The organism is Paraburkholderia metrosideri, from assembly GCF_904848625.1.
Taxonomy (GTDB): Bacteria; Pseudomonadota; Gammaproteobacteria; order Burkholderiales; family Burkholderiaceae; genus Paraburkholderia; species Paraburkholderia metrosideri.
Genome location: NZ_CAJHCP010000003.1, coordinates 518573 through 541341 on the forward strand (window position 1 = coordinate 518573; position 22769 = coordinate 541341).

The 22769-nt window shown below is 58.3% G+C and carries 15 protein-coding genes and 11 pseudogenes; 14 read left to right on the plus strand and 12 right to left on the minus strand.

Annotation, left to right across the window (positions count from 1 at the left end):
* Nucleotides 1-6: 6 nt before the first annotated feature.
* The 5 genes and pseudogenes from groES to LMG28727_RS34080 form a co-directional block, all read right to left on the minus strand.
* Complete coding sequence (gene groES / locus LMG28727_RS08075) at nt 7-297, minus strand: co-chaperone GroES (protein WP_007178996.1); 291 nt, start codon at nt 295-297, stop codon at nt 7-9.
* Between the two features lie 1060 nt (nt 298-1357).
* Nucleotides 1358-2166: pseudogene (locus tag LMG28727_RS08080) on the minus strand (Mu transposase domain-containing protein); the annotation flags it as partial.
* 377 nt (nt 2167-2543) lie between these two features.
* Nucleotides 2544-3751: pseudogene (locus tag LMG28727_RS34070) on the minus strand (IS91 family transposase).
* A 52-nt stretch (nt 3752-3803) separates the two neighbouring features.
* A pseudogene (locus LMG28727_RS34075) lies at nt 3804-4037 on the minus strand (tyrosine-type recombinase/integrase); the annotation flags it as partial.
* Between the two features lie 219 nt (nt 4038-4256).
* Nucleotides 4257-4385: a phage integrase N-terminal SAM-like domain-containing protein gene (locus tag LMG28727_RS34080; RefSeq protein ID WP_328810338.1), complete on the minus strand. Its 129-nt coding sequence runs from the start codon at nt 4383-4385 to the stop codon at nt 4257-4259.
* 304 nt (nt 4386-4689) lie between these two features.
* Between LMG28727_RS34080 and LMG28727_RS08100 the strand changes: the two genes are divergently transcribed.
* The gene (locus tag LMG28727_RS08100; protein WP_201641778.1) at nt 4690-4989 is read left to right on the plus strand and encodes a hypothetical protein; all 300 of its coding nucleotides are present in this window, start codon (nt 4690-4692) and stop codon (nt 4987-4989) included.
* Between the two features lie 30 nt (nt 4990-5019).
* On the opposite strand, the pseudogene LMG28727_RS08105 reads toward LMG28727_RS08100, so the two are convergent.
* Nucleotides 5020-5310: pseudogene (locus LMG28727_RS08105) on the minus strand (IS3 family transposase); the annotation flags it as partial.
* Nucleotides 5311-5380: 70 nt separating this feature from the next.
* Nucleotides 5381-5769: pseudogene (locus LMG28727_RS08110) on the minus strand (ATP-binding protein); the annotation flags it as partial.
* Nucleotides 5770-5900: 131 nt separating this feature from the next.
* On the opposite strand from LMG28727_RS08110, the gene LMG28727_RS34085 reads away from it, so the two are divergent.
* From LMG28727_RS34085 to istB, 6 genes and pseudogenes are all read left to right on the plus strand, one after another.
* Nucleotides 5901-6260: a hypothetical protein gene (locus tag LMG28727_RS34085; protein WP_236591656.1), complete on the plus strand. Its 360-nt coding sequence runs from the start codon at nt 5901-5903 to the stop codon at nt 6258-6260.
* Between the two features lie 4 nt (nt 6261-6264).
* Complete coding sequence (locus tag LMG28727_RS34090; protein WP_236591657.1) at nt 6265-6486, plus strand: hypothetical protein; 222 nt, start codon at nt 6265-6267, stop codon at nt 6484-6486.
* On the plus strand, nt 6483-7337 hold the full coding sequence (locus tag LMG28727_RS34095) for a hypothetical protein (RefSeq protein WP_236591658.1): 855 nt from the start codon (nt 6483-6485) through the stop codon (nt 7335-7337). Before LMG28727_RS34090 ends, LMG28727_RS34095 begins: the two co-directional genes overlap by 4 nt.
* A gap of 181 nt (nt 7338-7518) precedes the next feature.
* Complete coding sequence (locus LMG28727_RS08120; protein WP_201641903.1) at nt 7519-8505, plus strand: IS110 family RNA-guided transposase; 987 nt, start codon at nt 7519-7521, stop codon at nt 8503-8505.
* 375 nt (nt 8506-8880) lie between these two features.
* Nucleotides 8881-9828: pseudogene (locus tag LMG28727_RS08125) on the plus strand (Mu transposase domain-containing protein); the annotation flags it as partial.
* Nucleotides 9821-10621: an IS21-like element helper ATPase IstB gene (gene istB / locus LMG28727_RS08130; protein ID WP_201641779.1), complete on the plus strand. Its 801-nt coding sequence runs from the start codon at nt 9821-9823 to the stop codon at nt 10619-10621. The pseudogene LMG28727_RS08125 and the gene istB, both read left to right, overlap by 8 nt.
* Nucleotides 10622-10785: 164 nt before the next feature.
* Here istB and LMG28727_RS08135 read toward each other — a convergent pair.
* Nucleotides 10786-11670, minus strand: a pseudogene (locus tag LMG28727_RS08135) (group II intron maturase-specific domain-containing protein); the annotation flags it as partial.
* 305 nt (nt 11671-11975) lie between these two features.
* Between LMG28727_RS08135 and LMG28727_RS08140 the strand changes: the two are divergent.
* A complete protein-coding gene (locus LMG28727_RS08140) occupies nt 11976-12137 on the plus strand; it encodes a hypothetical protein (RefSeq protein ID WP_201641780.1) in 162 nt (53 codons plus the stop codon).
* Nucleotides 12130-14343 carry a recombinase family protein gene (locus LMG28727_RS08145; protein WP_201641781.1) on the plus strand — a complete coding sequence of 738 codons (2214 nt, stop codon included), beginning with the start codon at nt 12130-12132 and terminating at the stop codon, nt 14341-14343. The genes LMG28727_RS08140 and LMG28727_RS08145 overlap by 8 nt, the downstream gene beginning before the upstream one ends.
* A 23-nt stretch (nt 14344-14366) precedes the next feature.
* On the opposite strand, the pseudogene LMG28727_RS08150 reads toward LMG28727_RS08145, so the two are convergent.
* The 3 genes and pseudogenes from LMG28727_RS08150 to LMG28727_RS08160 form a co-directional block, all read right to left on the minus strand.
* Nucleotides 14367-14948, minus strand: a pseudogene (locus tag LMG28727_RS08150) (reverse transcriptase N-terminal domain-containing protein); the annotation flags it as partial.
* A gap of 163 nt (nt 14949-15111) precedes the next feature.
* Complete coding sequence (locus LMG28727_RS08155; RefSeq protein WP_236591659.1) at nt 15112-15306, minus strand: hypothetical protein; 195 nt, start codon at nt 15304-15306, stop codon at nt 15112-15114.
* A gap of 379 nt (nt 15307-15685) precedes the next feature.
* Nucleotides 15686-16033, minus strand: a pseudogene (locus LMG28727_RS08160) (SDR family oxidoreductase); the annotation flags it as partial.
* 402 nt (nt 16034-16435) lie between these two features.
* Between LMG28727_RS08160 and LMG28727_RS08165 the strand changes: the two are divergent.
* Nucleotides 16436-16888, plus strand: a pseudogene (locus LMG28727_RS08165) (IS5/IS1182 family transposase); the annotation flags it as partial.
* Nucleotides 16867-17153 (plus strand): annotated as a pseudogene (locus LMG28727_RS08170) (transposase); the annotation flags it as partial. The pseudogenes LMG28727_RS08165 and LMG28727_RS08170, both read left to right, overlap by 22 nt.
* Before the next feature lie 62 nt (nt 17154-17215).
* Here LMG28727_RS08170 and LMG28727_RS08175 read toward each other — a convergent pair.
* On the minus strand, nt 17216-18463 hold the full coding sequence (locus LMG28727_RS08175) for a hypothetical protein (protein WP_201641783.1): 1248 nt from the start codon (nt 18461-18463) through the stop codon (nt 17216-17218).
* A gap of 473 nt (nt 18464-18936) precedes the next feature.
* On the opposite strand from LMG28727_RS08175, the gene LMG28727_RS08180 reads away from it, so the two are divergent.
* The 3 genes from LMG28727_RS08180 to LMG28727_RS08190 all read left to right on the plus strand — a co-directional run bounded on the left by LMG28727_RS08180 (nt 18937) and on the right by LMG28727_RS08190 (nt 22690).
* The gene (locus tag LMG28727_RS08180; protein ID WP_201641784.1) at nt 18937-19869 is read left to right on the plus strand and encodes a hypothetical protein; all 933 of its coding nucleotides are present in this window, start codon (nt 18937-18939) and stop codon (nt 19867-19869) included.
* A gap of 630 nt (nt 19870-20499) precedes the next feature.
* Nucleotides 20500-21237: a class I SAM-dependent methyltransferase gene (locus LMG28727_RS08185; protein ID WP_201641785.1), complete on the plus strand. Its 738-nt coding sequence runs from the start codon at nt 20500-20502 to the stop codon at nt 21235-21237.
* 316 nt (nt 21238-21553) lie between these two features.
* The gene (locus LMG28727_RS08190) at nt 21554-22690 is read left to right on the plus strand and encodes a hypothetical protein (RefSeq protein ID WP_201641786.1); all 1137 of its coding nucleotides are present in this window, start codon (nt 21554-21556) and stop codon (nt 22688-22690) included.
* Nucleotides 22691-22769 lie beyond the last annotated feature (79 nt).

The window sequence follows — 22769 nt, forward strand, 5'->3', positions numbered from 1 at the left end:
TTGCGCTTACTTCTGCACCACGGCCATGATGTCTTCTTCGCGCATCACGAGCAGTTCGTTGCCGTCGACCTTGACGGTCTGGCCTGCGTACTTGCCGAACAGGACGCGGTCACCAACCTTCACGTCGAGTGCGATTTGTGCACCCTTGTCGTCGCGCTTGCCCGGGCCGACTGCCAGAATTTCGCCTTGATCCGGCTTTTCTGCTGCGGCTTCGGGGATCACGATGCCCGACGCGGTCTTGGTTTCTTGATCCAGACGTTTGACGATCACGCGATCATGCAAAGGACGAAGGTTCATACATACTCCTCTCTTGATTGAGACTGAAGAACGCTGAGAAAACCCGGCTGGCTGAGCCAACCGGCGATGTTGTTAGCACTCTCGTGCGGTGAGTGCCAATTATATGGACGGGTGGTGACAAATTCAAGAAGGGGATGGCCGATCGGGGTGTCGAGATTCACTTAACTTTGGACTTTGGTCATGTAAGTTTGAACTCGAGACCCGCGCCCAGACTCCGAAATAAGAAATTCCTTTTGCAAAAACAATGACTTAGAATTCAAATCGTGGGGCCGAAAAAATACACATGTCTCTGCGTCATCTAGCGATTTCCAACGACAACCCTTACGCAAAAGATAGCAGATTGAATTTTGTCAAGGGTAAACCCTGCATTCGATCTCAGCCTTCACCCACGCTTGGGGGAGTCGAAATACTTGATGCCGCCCCACGGCCTCCGCTGAAATCACTGCACAAAGTTATTACATAAGACGCCGTTCCTGTCCGCGATAGCGCCTTAGTGCAGGCGCTGGGATGCAGCTAGACTCGAAAGTAGGGAATTTAGTGGATTTCGCTTGGAAACGCCCATTCTTCAAATGCAGCCCTCATCGGGTGCCCGTCGTCGAATGCGCACTCAGCGGCGCGAAATGCACGCACGAATGAGCCATTGTCATGAAACGGCGATCGTCGCTTGTTGACCCGCGGGAGACATCGCCGGTTCCCGGAAGCAGAGATCCAACGTCCGAACTCCAGCCTTGCCCGCGTTTTCGCCTGGGGCGAGTAGCCGTCGTTCATGGCGCGATAGTCAGCGATTGCTTAAGAGCGTGCTGAACATCGTCTAATTCGGCCGACGAAGGGTCTCATAGCGTCACTTTGCGAAATGCCCAGTGCCGACCCACATGCCGAGCGGTGTGGCAGGGGTAACGCCTCCGGGCCGTCACCTGTGCCGACCCGGGGCCAAGCAAATTCACACCGTTTCGCGGACATGTAACTGTGTTTTTATACAGTATAATTGCGCTTACCTAATAGCAGCGAGGATGGCCTAATGATGGACGACCGATTGTGGGCAGACGCAATTCGTTGAGCATCAGTCCCATGCTGCCGATGTCGTAAGTCGGTGCGCTCGTGCGAGCACCTCTTCGCCAAGCAACGCGTCGTAAATCGAGGCGTCGGGCATCTCGACAAACACAATGGGACATTCGGCCTAGCGCGGAGCAATTGTGCGAAGAGCGCTTCCAGATCGGGCAGTTCGCCGAGTTCCAGCAGTACTTCAAGCCGCTGGGCCAGTTCTGCCTCTACGCCGTAATTGCCGGCAAGCTCCAGCAGGCCCACGATGGCCTTGCACGCGTTGCGCGGGCTCAGTGCTTGATCCAGGCGCTCCCAGGTCCGGTGGTACGCCTCACGCGGAAACAGATCGTCACGAAACACGAGGCCCCTGAAGGCTTGCGGTTTGCGTTTGAGTGACTCGATAAAATGTCGATAGTTAATCGCACGTCCGCGACCTGCGCTCGTACTCCTGACTCGCGCCGTGCTGTGCACGAGCGCTCCCGACAAATAGCAGTCAAGCCGATCGCTGTAGAGACGTACTTTCAAGCGATGCCCGATCAGGCGTGAGGGCGCGCTGTAGAGGCTGTTGTCCACCGTAAAAGTGCCGCTGCGCGTCACGCACCCTTCGTCCTCAACAAAGTCGGTACGGTGTTCAGGCAGATCCATGAGGTATGTGCGCTCGACTTGAAACGCAGCGGCATTGCGCCGGTTGCGGCGCATCACCACGCCGCGCACAAACTCCTCGTAGGCCGGCCGATCATCGAAATCGCGATGACCACATAACTCCAACCCCTGATCAACTGCGTCCTTCAAGTAGCGATGCGAGGATTCGACGCTGCCATTCTCGTGCTTATGGGCTCAAGCCCATAAGGCAGAGATTTTTTGGTTGGCGGTCGCGGCAACCAGCGCATCGCCATGTCGTCGGACCTGATCCGCGACCGGTAATCAAAAAAATGTTTGTGCTAAACCGCTCCACAGGCGGCGGCCGCTATGGGCATTGAATGACCGCCGCGGTAATTTGTGATGTGTTGCAGGGGCGATCACACACGGACTTCCGGCGGCAGTGGGAAACATCACGTGTAAAGGCAGCGCGAATGTGCGCGTGAACCGGCAAATCACCCGCCATTTTGGAGTACGCTGGTGCGCCAGCAGATCGAAGGCACGAGTGCAGCCGCGTTGGCCTCGTCAGGAAAGGCGAACGTGTACGGAAACAGGTGCGATGGCAACTAGCGCGCATGGGTGGGACCTGGCGGGGCTCGTGGAAGGCTGCCGGGCATGTCTTCGATGCGGAGCATGTGTCCCTTGCCACATACGGGGCAGTCGCGCAGGGACTTGCGGGTGAGTCGCTGGTAGCGGTCACGGTAGTCTTCCCCGGGCTCGACTGCGGCAGCGGCGGGAGCCTCGAAACCGAGCAGCCGCCTGCAGGTGGCGAGCTTGTCGGCACGATGGCAGTTGGCGAGCCACCCGTAACTGCGAATGCGCTTGAAGCCGTCAGGTAGCACATGCAGCAGGAAGCGACGGATGAACTCGTCGGCGGTGAGCGTCATGGTTCTTTGTCTGGACTCGTGCCGATAGTCCTTCCAGCGGAACTGCACGGTGTACCCGTCGAAGGCGAGCAGCCGGTTGTTGGAGATAGCGACGCGGTGGGTGTAGCGGCCCAGGTAATCGAGCACGTGTTTGGCACCGCCAAAGGGTGGCTTGGCGTAGACCACCCACTCCGCCCGTGCCGCGGGTGCAAGCCAGGCTGCGAATTCGACGGGATCGCTCAGGGACTCGAAGTGACCGTGCAGGCGCAGGCCGCCGGCGTCGTAAACGCGGCGCAGCAGTTCGAGAAACAGGCGGCGAAAGAGCCGTGACAGGACCCGCACGGACAGGAAGAAGCCGGGACGGCAGGCGATCCAGCGCTCGCCGTCCGGGGAGATGCCGCCGCCCGGCACAACGCAATGCACATGAGGGTGATGCTGCAGATTCTGTCCCCACGTATTGCAGGATCGTGAGGAAGCCGATCTCGGCGCCCAGGTGCTTCGGATCGGCGGCGATCGTGCGCAACGTTTCGGCGCTGGCGCGAAACAGCAGATCGTAGAGCGTCCTCTTGTTCTGGAACGCGAGAGCGGCGACGGATTCGGGAAGCGTGAAGACGACATGAAAATACTCGGTCGAGGAGAGGAGCTCCGCATGCCGGCGTTCGAGCCATTGCGCGAGGGCGAGTGACTGGCACTTCGGACAGTGCCGGTTACGACACGAGTCGTAACTGATGCGCTGATAGCCGCATGCATCGCACTGCTCGAGATGGGCACCAAGCGCTGCGGTACGACACAGCTCGATGGCACTCATCACGCGTCGCTGCACACGACTGAGCCCCCCCGGCATGGGATAGCCGGAAACTGGGCCCACGCTGGCGGAAAATGTCCGCCACTTCGAGCGCCGGTCGCATGAGGTTTGGTGATGCCGCTGCGCTTGCGTGCAAGCTCGCACGCGTCGCCCACAGCATGGCGGGTGATGGGCCGCCCCGGAATGCTGCCTGGAAAGAGCCATTCCTTCGGATGGGCGTCCTGCCAGTACAGTCTCAGGATCTCGAGCAGCCTCGGCGAGAGCATTACATAGCGATCCTTACGGTTCTTCCCCTGGTTCACACGGATCATCATGCGCTTGCTGTCGATATCGGTGACCTTCAGATGCACGACTTCGGAGACACGCAGTCCGGCGGCGTACGCGGTCATCAGGATGGTGCGGTGCTTGAGACTGGCGACCGACTCGAAGAAGGTGGTGATCTCCTCCAGGCTGAGGACGACTGGCAGTCGGAACGGCTTCTTCGGTAACGGAAAGTCCTCGTCGCTCCAGGGTCGCGTGAGCGTCACACGGTAGAGAAACCGGAGTGCGCCGATCGTTGCGCCGAGACTGGCGGGTGCCAGCTTGCGTTCTTCGCGGAGGTAGATGAGTCAGGCCCGGATCTCATCGGGACCCAGAAGTTCGGGCGAACGGCGAAAGTGGCGGGCGAAACTGGCTACCTGAATCAGATAGGACTTCTGGGTATTATCTGCAAGGTTGCGGATCTGCATGTCATGCATGCATGCGTTGGCGCAGTGGCGTCATGGCGAGCCTCCTGGAAGCAGTGGGTGGAATGCCCAACCGGGCGTTCACATACTGCTCCCGGCGATACCACTCACCACCTCGCCGGGGTTCAGCGCCAGACAACCCTCTTCATGAAACGTGAGCCACGGACCTGTGCCTACCTCCCCACTACCGCGTCAGCGGTTAAGTACATCTGGACTTATGTGCAGCGCGCGGTTATGTGGAGTAGTGCATCTCGCTCCGCCCGGGCCAAAGCATCGATGCGGCCATACTCAACATAATCATCGGCCAAGGCGTACCGTGGTTTTCCACTTCAACGACGTGGAGGCCATGATGCTTACTACTCTCTTTCCCAGGTTTCACCAACGTTATCTCGACTCCCCGGTTGCGGACTGGCTTGTAGGCTTTGCCGACTGGCTGGTGGCTGTCGGCTATGCGCACGACCCGGCACATGATCATGTCCGCAGGCTGAAGCAGGTCCTCGAAGCTCGCGAACCGGTCACTTCCGATGCAATGTTTTCGGCCGCAGAACTAACCACCATTTTCACGTCGGCCCGTCAGCAGCCCCTGTTTCGCGGAACGCAGCGTGCATTTGCGTGAGGTCGGTCGGAATCCGTGGACGCCAACGGGTTAAGCACCGATTCTACGCAAATGGAATCGCTGCGTGAAAGCGGCCGGCGACAGATAGTCCAGACGCTCCTGGGTGCGCTGCCGATTATAAAAGATCTCGATGTATTCGGTGATTTCTTTCTGGGCCTGACTGCGGGTCATGAATTCGCGATGATAGACGAGTTCATTTTTCAGTGAACCCCAGAATGATTCGATGGGCGCGTTGTCGAAGCAATTTCCACGTCTGCTCATCGATGCCTGCATGCCGAACTGTTTGAGGAGCTTCTGATAGGCGTGAGCGCAGTATTGGGCGGATTCAACCGGTCGTCGCAACACCTTAAACTGAGGGGTGTTGCGACGACCGGTTGAATCCGCCGTAGTGTTATTGCGGTGCCGACCGCATTCCGTTGGCGGCGTTCTCCTTTGTTGTAGTCGATCTCTTCATAACCAGTCCGGCGCGCCGCTTGTCGCGTAGTCGATAGCTCTCGCCCTGGATTGCCACGACGTGGGCGTGATGCAATAGCCGGTCGAGCATGGCAGCAGTCGCTCGTATCGTTTGGCGATCACCTAGAAGAACAGGTTGGCCTGCTCACGGCTCATCGGCAGGTATCCGATCTCATCGATGATCAACAGCCTGTACGGGTTGACGAATCGTTTTAGCGCGTCTTCCAGCTGATTCTGTCGATGTGCCGTGGTCAGTATCATCAGCAGGTCCGCTGCGGTGATGAAGCGCACCTTGATCCCTGCTTGCGTTGCGGTATAGCCAAGTGCCTGCCGCGCGTCAAACAAGATGAGAGCCGCATTGACTCAGGTTTTTTGTTACCGGGCGAGGGTCGTTGCCTCATGTAATTTGCTACCCGTCAGAATGCAGGCGGGAGCGACTTATGACGAGGCGACTCAGCATGACAACACGACAGGAATTGACTGAAGCAGTCGGCGAGCGGTATCGCCGTTCTGACCAGAATGAGAAACGCCAGATACTGGACGAATTCGTTGAGTTTACGGGTTACCATCGGAAGCACGCGATCCGTGTGCTGTGCCGGGAGTTGCGGCCGCCAAAGGTAAAGCCCGGCCCGCATAGACGCTATGACGATGAGGTGCGCGCCGCGCTGATCACCCTTTGGGAGACTGCTGACCGGATCTGCGGCAAGCGGCTGAAAGCGCTGATCCCGACGCTGATTGAGTCGATGAAGGCATGGCCACCTGTCGGTATCGAAGGAGGTACACCATCGGCTCAAGCAGATCAGCGCCGCCACCATTGACCGGTTGCTGCACGACGTGCGCGAGCAGGCGTTCGGTGGCCAGCACCGGCGCACCAGCGGAGTCGGCAGTGCTATTCGCCGTGCCGTGCCGATCCGGACCTTCTCGGACTGGAACGATCCGCTGCCCGGTTATTTCGAGATCGATTTCGTGCAGCATTGTGGTGGCGGCAAGGTCGACAGCGAACTCGTGCACACGCTTGTGATGACCGATATCGCGACGGGTTGACCGAATGCCTGGCCATCCCGTTTCGCAGCGGCGCACTCGTTCTGGAGTATATCGAGCAGGTTCGCCGTGCGTTGCCGTTTCCCCTGCGCGGTCTGGATTGCGACAACGATACCGCCTTCATGAACGAGACGGTGTTCGACTTCAGCAAAGCGACGGGAATCGAGCTTACGCGGTCGCGCGCATACAAGAAGAACGACCAGGCGTGGGTCGAACAGAAGAATGGTGCCATCGTGCGCCGCCTGGTGGGCTATGGCAGGCTACAGGGCCTCGGGGCTACTGAAACCCTTGCCTCCCTTTACCAGGTTTCGCGGCTCTATATCAACTTCTTCCAGCCGTCGTTCAAGCTGAAATCCAAGACACGTCACGGCGCGAAGGTGACGAAGCACTATGACTCACCTTTGACGCCGCTCGAGCGCGTCCTGCGATCGGCCTCAGTGCCGGAAGCAACCAAACGCAAACTCCGAACTCGATTCAGGGCGCTCGACCCGCTGGATCTGTTGTCCCGGATGCGTGAAGCACAGCAGCACGTTGCGACCTGCAGTGAATGCGGCACCCCACCGGCCGAGACAGAGACACCTGACCGAGTTGCCCTGGCGGAATTCCTAGTCAGCCTCGGAACCGCGTGGCAGGACGGCGAGGTGAGACCAACCCACCAGCGAAAGGCCGGTGTGCCCCACACGTGGCGCAGCCGGCAAGATCCGTTCGAGCACACGTGGCCGACGATCCAGCAATGGCTCGAATCCGAGCCCGGCATTACAGCGAGGAAACTGCACGAGCGCCTCGTCGCGCTGGCACCCGCGATGTATTCCAGTGCCCAGTTGCGCACCCTGCAGCGTCGCGTGAAAGCATGAAGATCGAATCGTGCACGAGAACTGGTGACCCGGATACTGGGCGACGCCGATGCGATGAAGGCTGGCGCCGCTACGCAGCGCCAGCCTTCATCGCAGAACAATGGGAAAACGACAATTAGACGGGAATAACATCTTCCCGTGAGGCAACACGCATTCTCAACTTGATTGTCGCGCGTCTCTCATCCAGATTGTCGCGCCACAGCACGGCGTCGGGCCGACAGGCAAGCCCGAATTGGTACGCCCTGAGGTCCGCCGTAGCAGGTTGCTCGAACTCGTGGCCTCCCTACCGCCCTGCCTTATCGGCATGGAGACCTGCTCAGGCGCACATCACTGGGCGCGGGAGTTCGAGAAGCTCGGCCATACCGTTCGTCTGATGGCGCCAAAGTTCGTCTCGCCATACCGGATGGCAGGTAAGCGTGGAAAAAATGATGCGAATGACGCAGCTGCAATCTGTGAGGCAGTCATCAGACCGAACATGAGGTTTGTGCCTATCAAGACGATCGGTCAGCAAGCAGATCTATTTATCCACCGGGCACGCCAAGGATACATTGAAGAGCGTACAGCGCTGATCAACAGGATCCGTGGACTACTGAGCGAACTCGGCATCGCGCTTCCACTTAAGGCGAGTGCTATGCGGCGGGAGGCGCTCGCGGTATTGGAGGATTTGCCCGGCTGGTGCAACACGGCGATCGGAGACATGCTTAACCACCTTGGTCGTCTGGATGAGCGTATTAGAGAGTACGACAAGTATCTCGCACAATTAGCCAAACAGAATGACAGAGCATGTCGATTAATGAAGCTCGCTGGCGTCGGGCCGACAACTGCAACAGCCATAGTAGCGAGTGTCGGTAACGGGCATGACTTCAAGAATTCGCGACAGTTCTGTGCCTGGTTGGGACTGACCCCGGGGCAGCACAGTTCTGGGGGCAAAGCCAGACTCGGAAGTATCACCAAGACTGGCGACAGCTACCTTCGAACGTTGCTCGTCATGGGCGCGAGATCGCTGCTCATGAAGGCGGCAGCCCATTCCGATCCAGTCAGTCGTTGGGCTCTGCAATTGAAGCAGCGGCGAGGATTCGGTCGCGCAGTCGTTGCAATCGCAGCCAAGAACGCGCGAATGTGCTGGGCCGCGCTACGCCTGGGCGACGCGTTCAAGGTCCCGGTCTAGTTGTTACTCCGGGTGAGAGAATTCAGTTAGTTATGACGTCGTTTGTACGGCAGTAAAGCCAGCATGGTGTGACATGCAGTTGTCGATGAGTAAAAGAGGTTGGACCTGCGCTGAGGAATGCTCGCTCATGTTGTTGGGCGTAACAGGCACTGCTGTAGCCTGAATCCCCGTTGTATGACTGGAGCCTTTGGCGCGCGTCTTTCATCAGGGACCGCTGCCGTTTGTGGCAGCAGAAATGTCCGTTTGTAGACACGCCGTCCACATACCTCGAGCTCATCACGAACGTGCTGACGGATGAACGCAATCGAAGAACCTCAAGATACCTGTCGGCAACGATTAGGTCCGGCAAATTGTTGCTTGCAAAACGGGAAAGTCCTTGTAGACAATATGAAAACGGCCGTAGACAATGTGCACAAAGGCAAGGGTCGCACGGTCAATCCGCGTTTCGCAGTGATGTGTTCGCACTATCTGTTCGATCCGGACTTCTGCAACGTCGCCAGTGGCTGGGAGAAAGGCGTCGTCGAGAAGAACGTGCAGGACAGCCGCCTGCGTATCTGGACTGAGGCGCGTGGGCAACGCTTCGGCAGTTTCGCTGATCTGAATGCATGGCTGGCGACCCGGTGCCGGTCGTTGTGGGATCAGGTGAAGCATCCGGACTATCGTGAGCTGAGCGTCGCCGACGTGTTCGAGCAGGAACGCGCTCATCTGATGCCGATGCCAACACCGTTTGACGGTTATGTTGAGCGTGCGGCACGAGTCTCGTCGACCTGCCTGGTGGTGATTGGCCGCAATCGCTACTCCGTGCCATGCGAATTCGCAGGCCAGATGCTCAGCACGCGACTCTATCCTGGGCGTGTTGTGGTGGTCGGCGACGATGCCGTGGTGGCCGAACACGATCGACTGGCCGACGAAGGACAGGTGCGATACCAGTGGCAGCACTACATCCCGCTGATCCAGCGCAAGCCAGGAGCCCTGCGCAACGGTGCGCCGTTCCAGGATATGCCCGATCCGCTGCAACGGCTGCGTCGGGCGTTACTACGCGAGCCAGGTGGCGACCGGGTAATGGCTAAGGTTCTGGCGCTGGTCCCGGAAAGCGGTCTGGACGCCGTAGTGGTTGCAGTCGAACTTGCATTGGAGCAGGAGCCGCCCTCCGGGCGCGTGAGCGTCGAGCATGTGGTGAACGTGCTGTCGCGCATGCGCAGCGTGCAGATGCCGCCGAAGATCGATACTGCGCTACAACTGACGACACCGCCGCTGGCCGACACATCGCGCTACGACGGGCTGCGCCCGGCACTGCGACAGCCGGAGGCCGGTCATGCGTGATCTGATTGTCGAACTCAAACACTTGCGGCTGCACGGCATGGCTGCCGGCTGGACCGAACTGCTCGAACAGGTGAATGTCGAGGCGGCGTCTTCGCAATGGCTGCTCGAACGGCTGTTGCAGGCCGAGGTCGCGGATCGGGCCGTGCGTTCGGTCAGCCACCAGATGAACGCGGCGAAGTTCCCGGTGCATCGCGACATCGCGGGCTTCGACCTCGATGGCTCGCCGGTCGACCGCCAGCTCGTCACGCAACTGGCCGGCATGACGTTCACCGAGGGCGCGCACAACCTGGTTCTGGTCGGCGGCCCGGGCTCGGGCAAGACGCATCTGGCGACCGCCATCGGCGTGTCCGGCATCATGCACCACGGCAAGCGGGTGCGCTTCTACTCGACCGTGGATCTGGCCAACGCACTGGAGCAGGAGAAGGCGCAGGGACGCGCGGGGAGGATAGCGGCGAGCCTGCTTCGCCTCGACCTGGTCATTCTGGACGAACTCGGATATCTGCCCTTCAGCCAGGCCGGCGGGGCGTTGCTGTTCCACCTGCTGAGCCGCCTGTACGAGCACACGAGCGTTGCGGTGACGACGAATCTGGACTTCGCCGAATGGTCCAGTGTGTTCGGCGACGCGAAGATGACCACGGCATTGCTGGACAGGCTGACGCATCACTGCCACATCGTGGAAACCGGCAACGAAAGCTACCGTTTCCGCCATAGCAGCGCCAGTGCAAGGAAGCGTATCCGCTCGCGCGAAGCAGCGCGCAGAGCCGACGATGCGAGCGCGAACGAATCGGCCTGATCGTCGCTTGCCGCGCAGTGCATCCTCATACGAAGGAGGACAACCACTCCGGAAACCCATACACTTATCCACAACCGGTCCTTCTTCAGGCCGGTCTCCACCCCGGCTCAAAGCTCGATCGGCGCGGTGGCTCAAAATTCATTCGGCGCGGACATTCCATGCGCCTGTCGCAACTGTTCGCCGTACTGCTCCCACTCAGGATCAAAGGGATTGAATGCTCCTTTGACCTTTCTGTGTCGCTTAATTTCCGTACCGCTGCTGATCTGGTACAGGCTAAGCAACCCCTTACCACCGTCGTCACGAGCTACAGGAACAGCGAACACCCAGTGTCGATTGCCCTCCGAGTGAAAGTATTTCTTCTTCACCCATTCGGCGCTCTTGTTCAGGTGCCGCCTCTTCGACCACCGCCAAAGCCTTCGGAAAATCAAAGACTCCATGCGGCTGTATGCCTCTTTGGCGACCACGGGACTGTGATACTGCGCCCAGCCCCGTAGCATCGGATTTAGCAAACGAATCAGATCCGCTTGCTTTACCGTCTTGTGACCGCTGATCGTATCCGCCACCTTGCGATAGAACGTTTGCACGTTCTTCTTGCTCGGCTTGATGAGTAGCGTCCCCGAGTACTTACGGAAATTCCACCCCAGGAAATCGAAGCCTTGGTCAATGTGTGTGATCCGCGTTTTCTCCTCGGACAGTTGCAGACCTCGAACGGCAAGGAATGTTTCCACCCAAGGTCGAACTTCCTGCTCCAGCAACTCTTGCGATTCACCGGTGATCACGAAGTCGTCCGCGTACCGCACCACATTGACTTTAAGCTTGTTGGCTTTTGCGATCCCAAACTTCGCACTAAGGTGCGCTAGCAGTTCTCGCTCCAGCCCGTTCAGCGTCACATTCGCCAGCGTCGGAGAAATGATCCCTCCTTGCGGCGTACCGGCCTCTGTCGCCTGAAGCTGCCCCTTGTAAATCAGGCCAGCTTTCAGCCATTTCCGGAGGATTTCCTTGTCCATCAGGACATGGGTCTCCAACCAGTTATGGCTAATATGGTCGAAGGAAACCACGACAGACTACCCCATCCCAAGACGTTCCTGAAGCGGTCGTCATCACACGAGCAGGCCATCCATTCGAAGGCTTGCGCCTGCAGTCATCAGCCGGCGGCAACGCGCTGGTCGACCCCATCTCCTGCTGCTTCTTCCAGACCAGTCACGCGGACTGATTCCTGTCGACTGGACCGATTCCATTGCCGATGTCGTGGGGACCGCCCCGGCATCCGACGTGCTGGGTTCACTCGCCGACCTGCTCCACGCTCGCGTCATCATTGACGCTTTATTGCGCCAAACGGAACAGGAGAGCAACGATGCAACTGAACCTGGCCTTCGAGGATCTGCCGCACGACGACAGTCTATGGGAGCAACTCGACGAAGCGACACGCGAAACGATGATCGATCGGCTCGCGCAGGCGATCGCAAAGGTCGTAATCGTAAGTCATCCAAACGAACTGGAGCACAACGATGAGTGATGCATCCCACAAGATAGCCGTGAGCCATCTGCAGCGTACCGCGGTCGTTTACATCCGCCAGTCCAGCGCCAGTCAGGTTGAGCACAACCGCGAATCGACACAGCGCCAGTACGCGCTTGCTCAACGTGCGCTCAGCCTCGGCTGGCACGAACAGCAGGTCAGTGTGGTCGACGAGGATCTGGGCCTCTCGGGCGCCAGTGTCGCGAATCGTGGCGGCTTTGCGCGCATGACCGCCGAGGTAGCACTGGGGCACGTTGGAATCATTCTCGGACTCGAAGTCTCGCGTCTGGCGCGCAACAACTCCGACTGGTACCGTCTGCTCGATCTGTGCAGCATGACCGATACGCTCATCGGCGATGCCGATGGCGTATATAACCCGGCGCTTTTTAACGATCGGCTATTGCTCGGCCTGAAGGGCACCATGAGTGAAGCCGAACTGCACATCCTGCGCGCCCGTCTGGATGGCGGCATTCGCAACAAGGCAGCCCGTGGTGAATTGCGCCGCGGGTTGCCAACCGGGCTGGTATGGGGCGAGGCCGACGGCGAGGTGAGACTGCATCCCGACGAAGCGGTGGTCGGTGCAATACGCGCCGTATTCGCCCGTTTCAGCGAATTCGGCTCAGCCCGCCGCGTCTGGCTGTGGTTTCGCTCGGAGGACCTCTCGTTCCCCCTGCAGATGCATCACAGCGACCAGATCCGCTGGATCGCGCCGACGTATCATGCGATCCATAGCGTGCTCGCCAATCCGGTTTATGCTGGTGCCTATTGCTACGGCAGGAGCCGGCAGGAGCGATACATCGACCCGCAGGGGGGACTGAAGACGCGCGTGCGTCGGCTGCCGCAGTCGCAGTGGGCCGTGCTCATCAAGGACCATCATGAAGGCTATATCGACTGGGCCACTTATGAAGCCAATCAGGTTCGCCTGGGTGGCAATATCAAACCCACGCCGCATCACGCTGGAGGGGCCGTGAGAGAGGGCACAGCCTTGCTTCAGGGTCTGGCGATCTGCGGTCACTGTGGCCGGCGACTCAGAACCCACTACCGCGGCATGAACGAGACACCGGGATACCATTGTGCAAATAAAGGTGTTGTGAATGGCCGTGGCGTCTATTGCCTGAATGTCGGTGGTCTGCAGATCGACGGTGCCGCCGCCGAAACCTTCCTGCGTGCCGTCGAACCTGCCGGTCTGCAAGCGGCTGTGAGGGCCGCAGAGCTTCTCGAAGCCGATCATGACGCCGCGCTTGTGCAGTGGCGACTGGCTGTGGAACGCGCGCGCTATGAAGCGCAGCGGGCCGAGCGCCGATACCATGCCGTCGACCCCGAGAATCGCCTGGTGGCACGTGGGCTCGAAGCCCAATGGGAGAAACGTCTGCACGAACTCGAGCAGGCACAACATGAACTGGAGCGGCGCGAGCAGCTCCGCCCTCGAACGTTGAGCGTTCAGGAACGCCAAAGCCTCCTGGCACTCGGCAAAGATCTTCAGCTACTGTGGTATGCGCCGAACCTCGCCGTGCGTGACAGAAAGCAGTTGCTGCGCGCCCTGCTTGAGGAAGTGACGGTTACCGTTCATCGCGAACAATACCAGGCGCATCTTAAACTGCGCTGGCGAGGCGGCAAGCTCACCGAATGCGATGTGGAGCTGCCCCGCTCGCGGCCGGCCACCATTCGCACCGACGAAGAGACCCTTGCGCTGGTCCGTCGGCTCGCGCAGCACTATCCCGACGCCACCATTGCGGGCATCCTCAATGCGCAGGGTCGGCTGAGTGCACAGGGGATGCGCTTCAACCAGAATCTCGTGGGTAACCTGCGCCGTCACTGGAAGATCCCCTGTTTCGAACCACCGGCTGAGCAGCCCGATGGAGAACTGCTCAGCGTCCGCCAGGCCGCCCGCGTGCTGGGCACCGCACCGTCGACACTCCATCGCTGGGTCAATGACGGCTTCATCGCCGGCGAGCATCCCACGCCCGGTACGCCCTGGCGCATTCGGATAACAGAAGCATTGCGTCGCATCTTTGTTGATAGCACTCCTGATGGATACGTCGCTATGCAGGTCGCAACGCAGCGACTCGGTGTTTCCCGTCAAACTGTGTTGCAGCGTGTAAAGCGCGGCGAACTCGACGCGGTGCTGGTCCGCCGCGGTCGATGCAAAGGCTTGCGCATCAAGGTCGTTAGCGAACAGCCGGACTTCTTCGAACGCACTTCATGAACCAGAGGGCATTGCTATGAGAGATCCAAGCATCCCTTGATATCCGCCTCCAGCACCCAACGGGCTGAACCCTTCTGGGACATGGCGACGAATATCTGTGACATGGCGTCAGCCGTCGAGCGGTTTAACCTGAACCCATAAGAGTTCGGGTCGCTCGTCGATTCCGACACCGGCTCCAAGGCCAGCAGATACAAGGCTTGCATCGCCCTGTCCCGCATGGTCGGAATGCCCAGAGGGCGCTCCTTTTCATTGGCCTTGGGGATAAAGACTCTCCGTAAAGGCAGAGGCTTATATCCACGCCGCTTCAACCTGCCGACAGCAAGCCATCGGCTCTCAGGCGAGTCCCAAAGTTCGCGATCGACTCCAGCCGTTCGCGCACCCTGATTCTGCGTAACACGTCGTACCGCATACAGCTTTGCGGACAACGTGCGGGTCAACATCCGTTGCAGGGCTCTCCCCCTGCGCCAGTTGCCTTCCCGCGTCGCCTTCGCAATTCGAATCTGCATCCCTCTCACGTTCCGTTCAACCCGCCGCCAATCTACGGCGTACCAGTTGTCCGGCGCGTGGGAAAGCGCAGATCCGTCCTTTCGGACAGATACTCTCATGCTGCTCTCCTACTCGAAGAAGTGAATCCCGAGCCAGGCTTCAGCTGAGCCTGTTTTTGTCAAACAAACAACCAATGCAGGCGCCCCCTGCTGAACGACGACCATGCGCACCCCGAAACTACGACGCGTGCCGGCCGACGCCTCGGCGTGACACCAGGAATGTTTAGCAAAGCTCTGCGGTGGCCACCCACGTCACCTTCTCGAACTGTCTGAGAACCGCGTTCAGCGACCCGGCGAACGCTTCGGCAAACGATATCGTCATGGCCTCGAAACCATGTTCGCGGCTGGTCACAATCCGGACGCGCTCGATGTCACGCGCGACCGGCATCAGCACCTGCCAGACCGCGGCGACCCGCATGTCGCCGCTCCTCGTACGTACCGTGATCTGATGGCCTGTGGCCATTAATAGCCCGGCCATTTCCGGTGTCATCCTCCAGCCCGCTCTCTGATGGGTTTGTCTGTTATCCGCACGGGCAGTGCGGTCACATTCGCCCACGCGTTTGATGCCACCACTCATAATGATCCAGATGTCGTAGCAGTCTTGCCCGCCTCCGCTCACGGCGATAGTGACCAATCACCATGAGCATCGCGATACTGAGGGCTGAGCCCCCAATGATCATGCCCGTCCAAGTTTCACTCATGACACATTCCTCTCATGGAAGCCCAGGGTGTTGCGTGAATGGTTCACGCCGGTTCGTGCGGTGTCCCTGCACGAACCGGCCGGCGCGCTCGTCGCGTTACTGCATGTGCTGACCACCGTTGATAGCGATATTGGAACCGGTCACGAAGACGGCATCGTCCGAGCACAGGTAAAGCACGAGCGCCGCCACTTCTTCGGGTTTGCCCAGACGCCCCATGGGGATAAGCGGCAGGACCTTTGTATCAAGGATCTCCTGCGGAATCGCCGTGACCATCTTCGTCGCCAGGTAGCCCGGCGAAATCGTGTTGACGGTCACGCCTTTGCGCGCCACTTCCAGCGCCAGCGATTTGGTGAAGCCGTGCATACCCGCCTTGGCCGCAGCGTAGTTGGTCTGACCGACTGAACCTTTGGAACCGTTCACGGAGGAGATGTTGACGATGCGCCCCAGCAATTCCTCTCCTGATTAATGCGTCGAAAACGCCCCGCGTCACCGGTTAGCACGCCATTAATTTCCTGACGGTGGTCAGGAAGGACCCTCGCCTTCAAAATTCATCATTTGTACTACTAATTAACTGAAAGGCAGTTCGGCCCGGGTCAGCCGCTCCCGACGGGACCTCTGGGCAGAGGGAACCCGCGCCCAGAGTTGCCGGCCGGCGCCGCAGCTGGGCATCTTCGGCGCCTGCACTTGCGGGGTGTGCAGTTACATACAAGTAAATATTAGGCCATTTATTCTAACCAGAAAATGTTACCTTAATCCGCCAGATCGCCAAGTAGATACCCTTATTGGTGTACGAGGCGTTCGAAAGGGGGGCCGTTAGGCTCCGCCTATACTGAATAGAGTTCGTGCTCGGACGATCCGCCGGGTGGCGGCGGGCGCAACGCTGAGACCGACTGGAAAGGCGAGCGGCGCAGCGATGACACGCATGAGTCGAGCGCTGATGCAGATGCGCGCCTGTTCAAGAAGAGCAAGCAAAGCCCGGCCATCCTCTGTTACCAGAGGCAGAGGCATATCCTGATGGAGAACCGCTCCGGGCTGGGGGTCGGCGCTGCGGCAATCCATGCAGATGGCTTTGGCGAGCGGGCCAGTGCGCTGCGACTGCTCGACTGCGTGCCGGGCACTCACGCGAAGACAGTCGGTGCCGACAAGGCCTACGACACACGTGATTTCGTAAACGATTGCCGGGCGCGCAACGTAACCCCGCATGTCGCACGCAACGACGCCCGCCAGGGCGGCAGCGCAATCGATGACCGTACATCGCGGCACGCGGGATACCGGATGAGATCCATGTGGTCTCAAAGATGTTGCGCCGGTGGTGTAGCAACGTCATGCGCTCCAAGGTTGAACCCATAAAGGAGGTCGCACGCATGATCGTTCGTCATTTCGACGGCATCGTCGCGTGGGCGCAGACACGCCAGACCAACGGTTTCATGAAGCCATCAATGGCCTGTTTCAAGCTGCCAAGCGCAAGGTGCGCGGATACGCCAGCTTCAAAACCATGCGAACTGTGCTGTTCCTCATCGCAGGCAAGCTCGACTTCTCGGCCTTCAACCCACATGCCTCGTAAGCCGCATTAGCCACTCCACTTTTGAAATAGCCGTTAGTTTGTCAAAGCTGTAACTAGAGGCGTCACACGTCGGGTGCGTGTCGCCCGCGGCTTACCGACATCAGTTCGTGCACTTCGCTCGCCGCCGGTTCCTTCGGCTCTGGAAGCACTATCAGCAGCGGCAGCAGGCCATAGTAGAGAGCGGGATACGTATAGGACAATTTGGATGTCATCAGCGCGGCGAAAAACAACACCGTAGTGAGGTTCTTGCGCATCCTGAGGAACATGCACGCCGGGACCGCGAGCCCGATAATGCCGAACTGAACAACAAAGTAGTTTAACAGTCCCGCATCGTTGAGCGAGGCGACAGGCGCGTCAGGATCGCTCGTCGCCATGGTGTACAAACTGGCTTCTACCGAAAAGGGCCCGAATCCTATCCAGTAATCCCAGCCTTGTCGGGCGTGGTAGATATAGTCAAGCAAGGCTAGACGAATGCCCGAGGTGGCATCGTACTTCAACACAAAGCTATCGGTATAGCGCATCAGCAAGCCCGGTGACGCGATGAGCGCGAGAGCGATGCAGGCGAGAAACCATAGCTTCGTCTTCGGTCTTTGCAGCAAGACGACTGCCAGCAGCAAAATGCCGCTTTGGATGATGGCCGCCGTGGACTGCGTAATGAGCATGCACAGGATCGTTAGTCCGATCACATGATTGTTAGGGCGACGCCCAAGGGCGCGGCTCAGGATCACGTACCCGATTGCCATTGCGTCGATCGCCGCGCTGAACTCCGATGGCTCTACAAATAGCCCTGTTGGCCGGTACGCAAAGAACGGGTTAAGGTTTGCGTAATTTCGATATCGAGACTCAACGCCTGTCACAGGATGAACCAAATCGATATATTGATGAGTAACGGCTAGCATCACGGTTTGAATCAGCAGAATGACAGCGTTGAATACCAATAGGGCGCCCAGCACGTCGGTCACGTCCTTCAGATGAGTGTGGAACAATGCCCTGAAAGAAAACAGGAAAATGACCACCAGGATCAGGAACAGATAGTTGTTAGTCAGGGATTTTTCGAGCGGGGCGGCGCCTTGCGGGTGCGGCACGATCAGCGCATACAGATAGAAGCAGCTGATCACCGCGATAGACGCAAACGCAATGCACGCATTACGTTTGTTAAACAAGCAGGCTCGCGTGCTACTCATCGAGATGCAGATTGCCGCCAGCAACAGGATGCCGACCATCATCACGTAAGGACCGTAGCTCATCACTGATGCGATGAGCAACGCGAGGAAGATGAAGCCGACGCGCGGCCAGTCTTTCATGTCCATTCCCTCTACCGTCTCGTGCGTTTATTTCCGATTCTCGAATCAGCTCACTGAACTCGCCAAGCGTTGCATAGGAAGCGCCACGGAGAATATGCGGAAAGTCCCTGAGTGTGCCGCAAAGCTCTTAGGTCTGACCCGCCGCGCCCTTCATCTGAAGAATAAGATCGACTGGCCCTATTCTCGACACACCATTTCGATACCCGAAATATTTACCTATTCTCATAGTAAAGCGCTTCGATCAAGCTGTTACTCAGTTGACGAAATACTACGTTCATTGGAGATTCATCGTGACCCACCGCCGGCAGTTGGTGCTAACAATTCTCTGCAGCGCTGCCGCATGGGCGACTCGTCCCTTTCATGCCCTTGCGGCATCCACTTGGGATCAAGCCTCCGTCGCGAGCTTTCCCGCGCGCGGAAGCGACGATACCGAACGTTTGCTGGCAGCATTTCACTGGTTGCAGACTGAGCAGAACCGGATGCTAGTCCTTGATACCACGCGCTATGTCGTGTCGAGCCGTATTGGGCTCACGAACGCACAAAACTTCCGCATCGAGGGCAATGGCGCGACGATAGCCGCCGCCGATAGCATGCCCGTGCAGGATGGCTTTCAGATTCTCCACTTCGAGGGATGCACCGACGGCGAGATCGACAACCTTAATATCGATGGCAATCGGTCGAACCGCAGCCCGGCGGAAGTGCCCGCTCACAGCGTGCAAATCTATTCTTCGTGCGCCCGGCTAACGTTTCACACCGTTCGATCAGATAACGCAGCAGTCGACGGATTCTACGTTGCGTCGCAATCACCCGATACGCTCGCTGCTTTGCCCACTGATATCGCTTTCCGCAGTTGCACCGCGAACAACGCATACCGTAACAATCTCACGCTCATCAATTCGAATCGATTCCGCGACTACGACGGCGTCTACACGAATGCTAACGGCACGCTCCCGATGGCAGGCGCCGATTTCGAGCCCAACGATTCGCGAGACCTCGGCAATATCGACGTGCAATGCTTTGGCACGCAGTGCAACAATAACACGGGCCCGGGGTTTCAGGTCGACGGACAGAACACACACGTGATCCTGAACAATGTAGTCGCCGACGCGAATGCGTTCGGTGGCATCGTCGGATCGTGGGGCTACCTCGAAATCGAGGGCATCACGCTCGAAAACTACGGATCGAGCGTTCGCCGAGGCATCATCGACGCGTTCGATAACTCCGGGCAGACAATCATAAATAACGTGGTCGCGCGCAACTGCAATACCGGGTCTTCGAAGCCGATCATCTACGTGCATCCGGTTCACAGCCTGTCGGTGATCGTTAACAACGTCCAAGTGGTCGAAAGCTCGAGCATGGTCTACGACGGAAGCTCGGATGTTCAGATCAGCGGCGTGAGTATCCTGCCGTGATCGTATTATGTCCGTACCCCTCGTCCCTATAGTTCCCAATGTGCTTCTCGACGACATGCGGCACCTCCCTGCACCTTCGGAACAGGAAAGTGCGCCTACGCGCCAAACTATCCCATCTAGTCAAGTCCGTTCGCATTTGACAGGACTCGATCGTATTTTCCGCGCGCGCGTGGGACATATTGGGACTTGCACCCAATTATCGTTTTATATGACTTATCATGCAGTTCTATGACGGCTCAAACTCCTCAATCAAGCTTAGATAACATTTCTGTCTTATTCACCCCCGTTCCACTTCGTCAATTTTCTCGCCAATCCGGCGGATCGGTTAAAACGCGTATTTATGGGTGAAATAGCGCGCTATGATTTCGCTTGTGTGAGGCACCGCACATAACGCCAATTACAATTGCGAGACTGTACCGCTCCGTGCACCGTGCACAGAATGATTCGACGCTGCACAGCAAAGTACTCGGTAACGAACTGGCACACGACGCGTACTCACAATTTTTGAGCCTCCGCCCGCATCCTCAGAAGTGCAAGGAGCGCATGCCGTGCAACAAGCTGACCTGAGCAGGCCAATTCTACGAGGCGATGCTTGAACCCGGCTTCAGTTTTTAACGATGTGAGTGGTCCATGAACAACTATGATTTCTGCATTCAGTGGATTCTCGACCATCTACAGGGCGAGCAGACTCGTGTGCTCGATTACGGTTGCGGCGCCGGCCGGATCGTAGCGGAACTACGTCGGCGCGAAATCGATAGCTACGGCTGCGACATTTTCTACGAGGCATCGGACTATGCGGCATCCGTCGATCGTAGCCTTTTCGGCACAGCGATCAGACCAATGGAAGGTGACATCATTCCATTCGAAAGCGCTTCATTCGATCTGGTCGTTAATAATCAGGTCATGGAACACGTCGAAGATCTCGATGTTGTGCTAGCAGAGATCAAGCGAGTGCTGAAACCTGGCGGCACAGTCATCAACCTTTTTCCGCACAAGGGTGTCTGGCGCGAGGGGCATTGCGGCGTTCCGTTTTTGCACTGGTTTCCGAAAGGGAGCCGCTCACGGGTCTACTACGCTGCGGCCCTTCGGTCGCTTGGAGCTGGCTATAACAAGCGCGATGTCGGTATCGTGCGCTGGAGCGAGGATACCTGTGCGTGGCTGGACAAGTGGACTCACTATCGAACCCGCAAAGAAATCCATACCATGTACACCCACTACTTCTGCGACATCCGGCATATCGAGGACGACTGGCTGCAGGCGCGACTGGGCCAGCGCAAGACCATGGCCGCATGGCTGCCGACGATGACTCAAAAGCTCGTGGTGACCAAGATGTGTGGATTAATTTTCCTGGCAAGGAAGCCCGCTTGACTGTCGCGTCAAGGCGGCCTGCTGGACCGCTTCGCCTGCGGTTGCTAGCGGCCAATTGCAAGGCTCAACCCCAGCCGGCTGTCTGCACTGAGTCCACGCGCAGCACAGTCGCGGATTCTGTCACGCCGGCTTTCCGTCGAGCATTACTGATGCTCCGCCAACATCCGAGTGTATTTCGCTGTTCGCAGTACCGGAGCCAGTGGATAGCATTTATCGACTCTCTGATCGAGTAATACTTTCCGGTGGCCGTGTCAAGAGCCTGCCCAGCCAACAAGTGGATTGATCCATTGATGTTGATCTTAATTGGAGACCGATCTTGCCCAACCGCCGACACGCTTTAAACGTTATCTTGTCAGGTGCAGCGGCGTGGTCCCTTCATTTCCGTCGTCTCGTGGCGGCGCCACTGCTGAATCAGGCCTCGCTTGCAGACTTTCCCTCTGGCGATAGCGACGACACCAGCCGTTTGCGCGCAGCATTTCGGTGGCTTCAGGCAGAACAGAACCGCACACTTGTTCTGGAAACGAAGCGCTATGTTGTTTCGAATCGAATCGATTTGACTGGCGCGCAGAATTTCCGCATCGAAGGTAACGGTGCGACGATAGCCGCAGCGGATAACATGCCGGTGCGCGATGGCTTCCAGATCCTTTGCTTCAGGCAATGCACCGACGGTGAGATCAATGATCTGACCGTCGACGGCAATCGAAGTCACCGCCGCCCCGGGGAAGTGCCCGCGCACAGCGTGCAAATCTATTCGTCATGCGCCCGGTTGACGTTCACAAACGTTCGCTCGCATAACGCGGCAGTTGACGGATTCTATGTGGCGTGCGAATCGCCGAACGTGCTTGCCGCTTTGCCGACCGATATCGTCTTTCGCGACTGCCGCGCGAGCAATGCATATAGGAACAACGTGTCGGTCATCAATTCGAACCGTTTTCGGGACTACGATGGCGTTTATGCAGATGCCAATGGCACCCTGCCGATGGCCGGCATCGATTTCGAGCCCAACGATCCGCGAAATCTGGGCAACATCGACGTGCAATGCTTTCGCACGCAATGCAACAACAACAAGGGGCCTGGCTTTCAGGTCGACGGAGGTAACACACACGCGGTGTTGCACAACGTCGTGGCGAAGGGAAATGGATTTGGCGGCATCGTCGGCGCGTGGGGTTACCTCAGAATCGACGGGGTGACGCTCGATGACTATGGAGCCAATATTCGACGCGGCATCATCGACGCCTTTTATAAGTCGGGAGAAACGCACGTCAGCAACGTGGTTGCCAGACATTGCAACACGGGTTCGGATTCGAAGCCCATCATCTACGTCCACCCCATCCACATCGGTGCGGTGACCATTATCAATGTCGAAACAGTTCAGAGTTCCAGCCCGGCGTACGGTGGTGCTTCTAACGTCCTGCTCCGCGAAGTGCGCACTGGCACGCTGGCCACTCGATAGAAATGTCACTCATCTATCAAGTCGCAACCAACCTCGCAATTCCCACATCTCAACGTAGGAGCCATACCCGGCCAACGCC

Coding starts and splice junctions, on each gene's coding strand:
- groES (WP_007178996.1), bottom strand. CDS start 297: ATGAACCTTCGTCCTTTGCATGATCGCGTGATCGTCAAACGTCTGGAT.
- LMG28727_RS34080 (WP_328810338.1), bottom strand. CDS start 4,385: ATGCATGACATGCAGATCCGCAACCTTGCAGATAATACCCAGAAGTCC.
- LMG28727_RS34085 (WP_236591656.1), top strand. CDS start 5,901: ATGACAACACGACAGGAATTGACTGAAGCAGTCGGCGAGCGGTATCGC.
- istB (WP_201641779.1), top strand. CDS start 9,821: ATGCGTGATCTGATTGTCGAACTCAAACACTTGCGGCTGCACGGCATG.
- LMG28727_RS08140 (WP_201641780.1), top strand. CDS start 11,976: ATGCAACTGAACCTGGCCTTCGAGGATCTGCCGCACGACGACAGTCTA.
- LMG28727_RS08145 (WP_201641781.1), top strand. CDS start 12,130: ATGAGTGATGCATCCCACAAGATAGCCGTGAGCCATCTGCAGCGTACC.
- LMG28727_RS08155 (WP_236591659.1), bottom strand. CDS start 15,306: ATGCGGGTCGCCGCGGTCTGGCAGGTGCTGATGCCGGTCGCGCGTGAC.
- LMG28727_RS08175 (WP_201641783.1), bottom strand. CDS start 18,463: ATGGACATGAAAGACTGGCCGCGCGTCGGCTTCATCTTCCTCGCGTTG.
- LMG28727_RS08180 (WP_201641784.1), top strand. CDS start 18,937: ATGCTAGTCCTTGATACCACGCGCTATGTCGTGTCGAGCCGTATTGGG.
- LMG28727_RS08185 (WP_201641785.1), top strand. CDS start 20,500: ATGAACAACTATGATTTCTGCATTCAGTGGATTCTCGACCATCTACAG.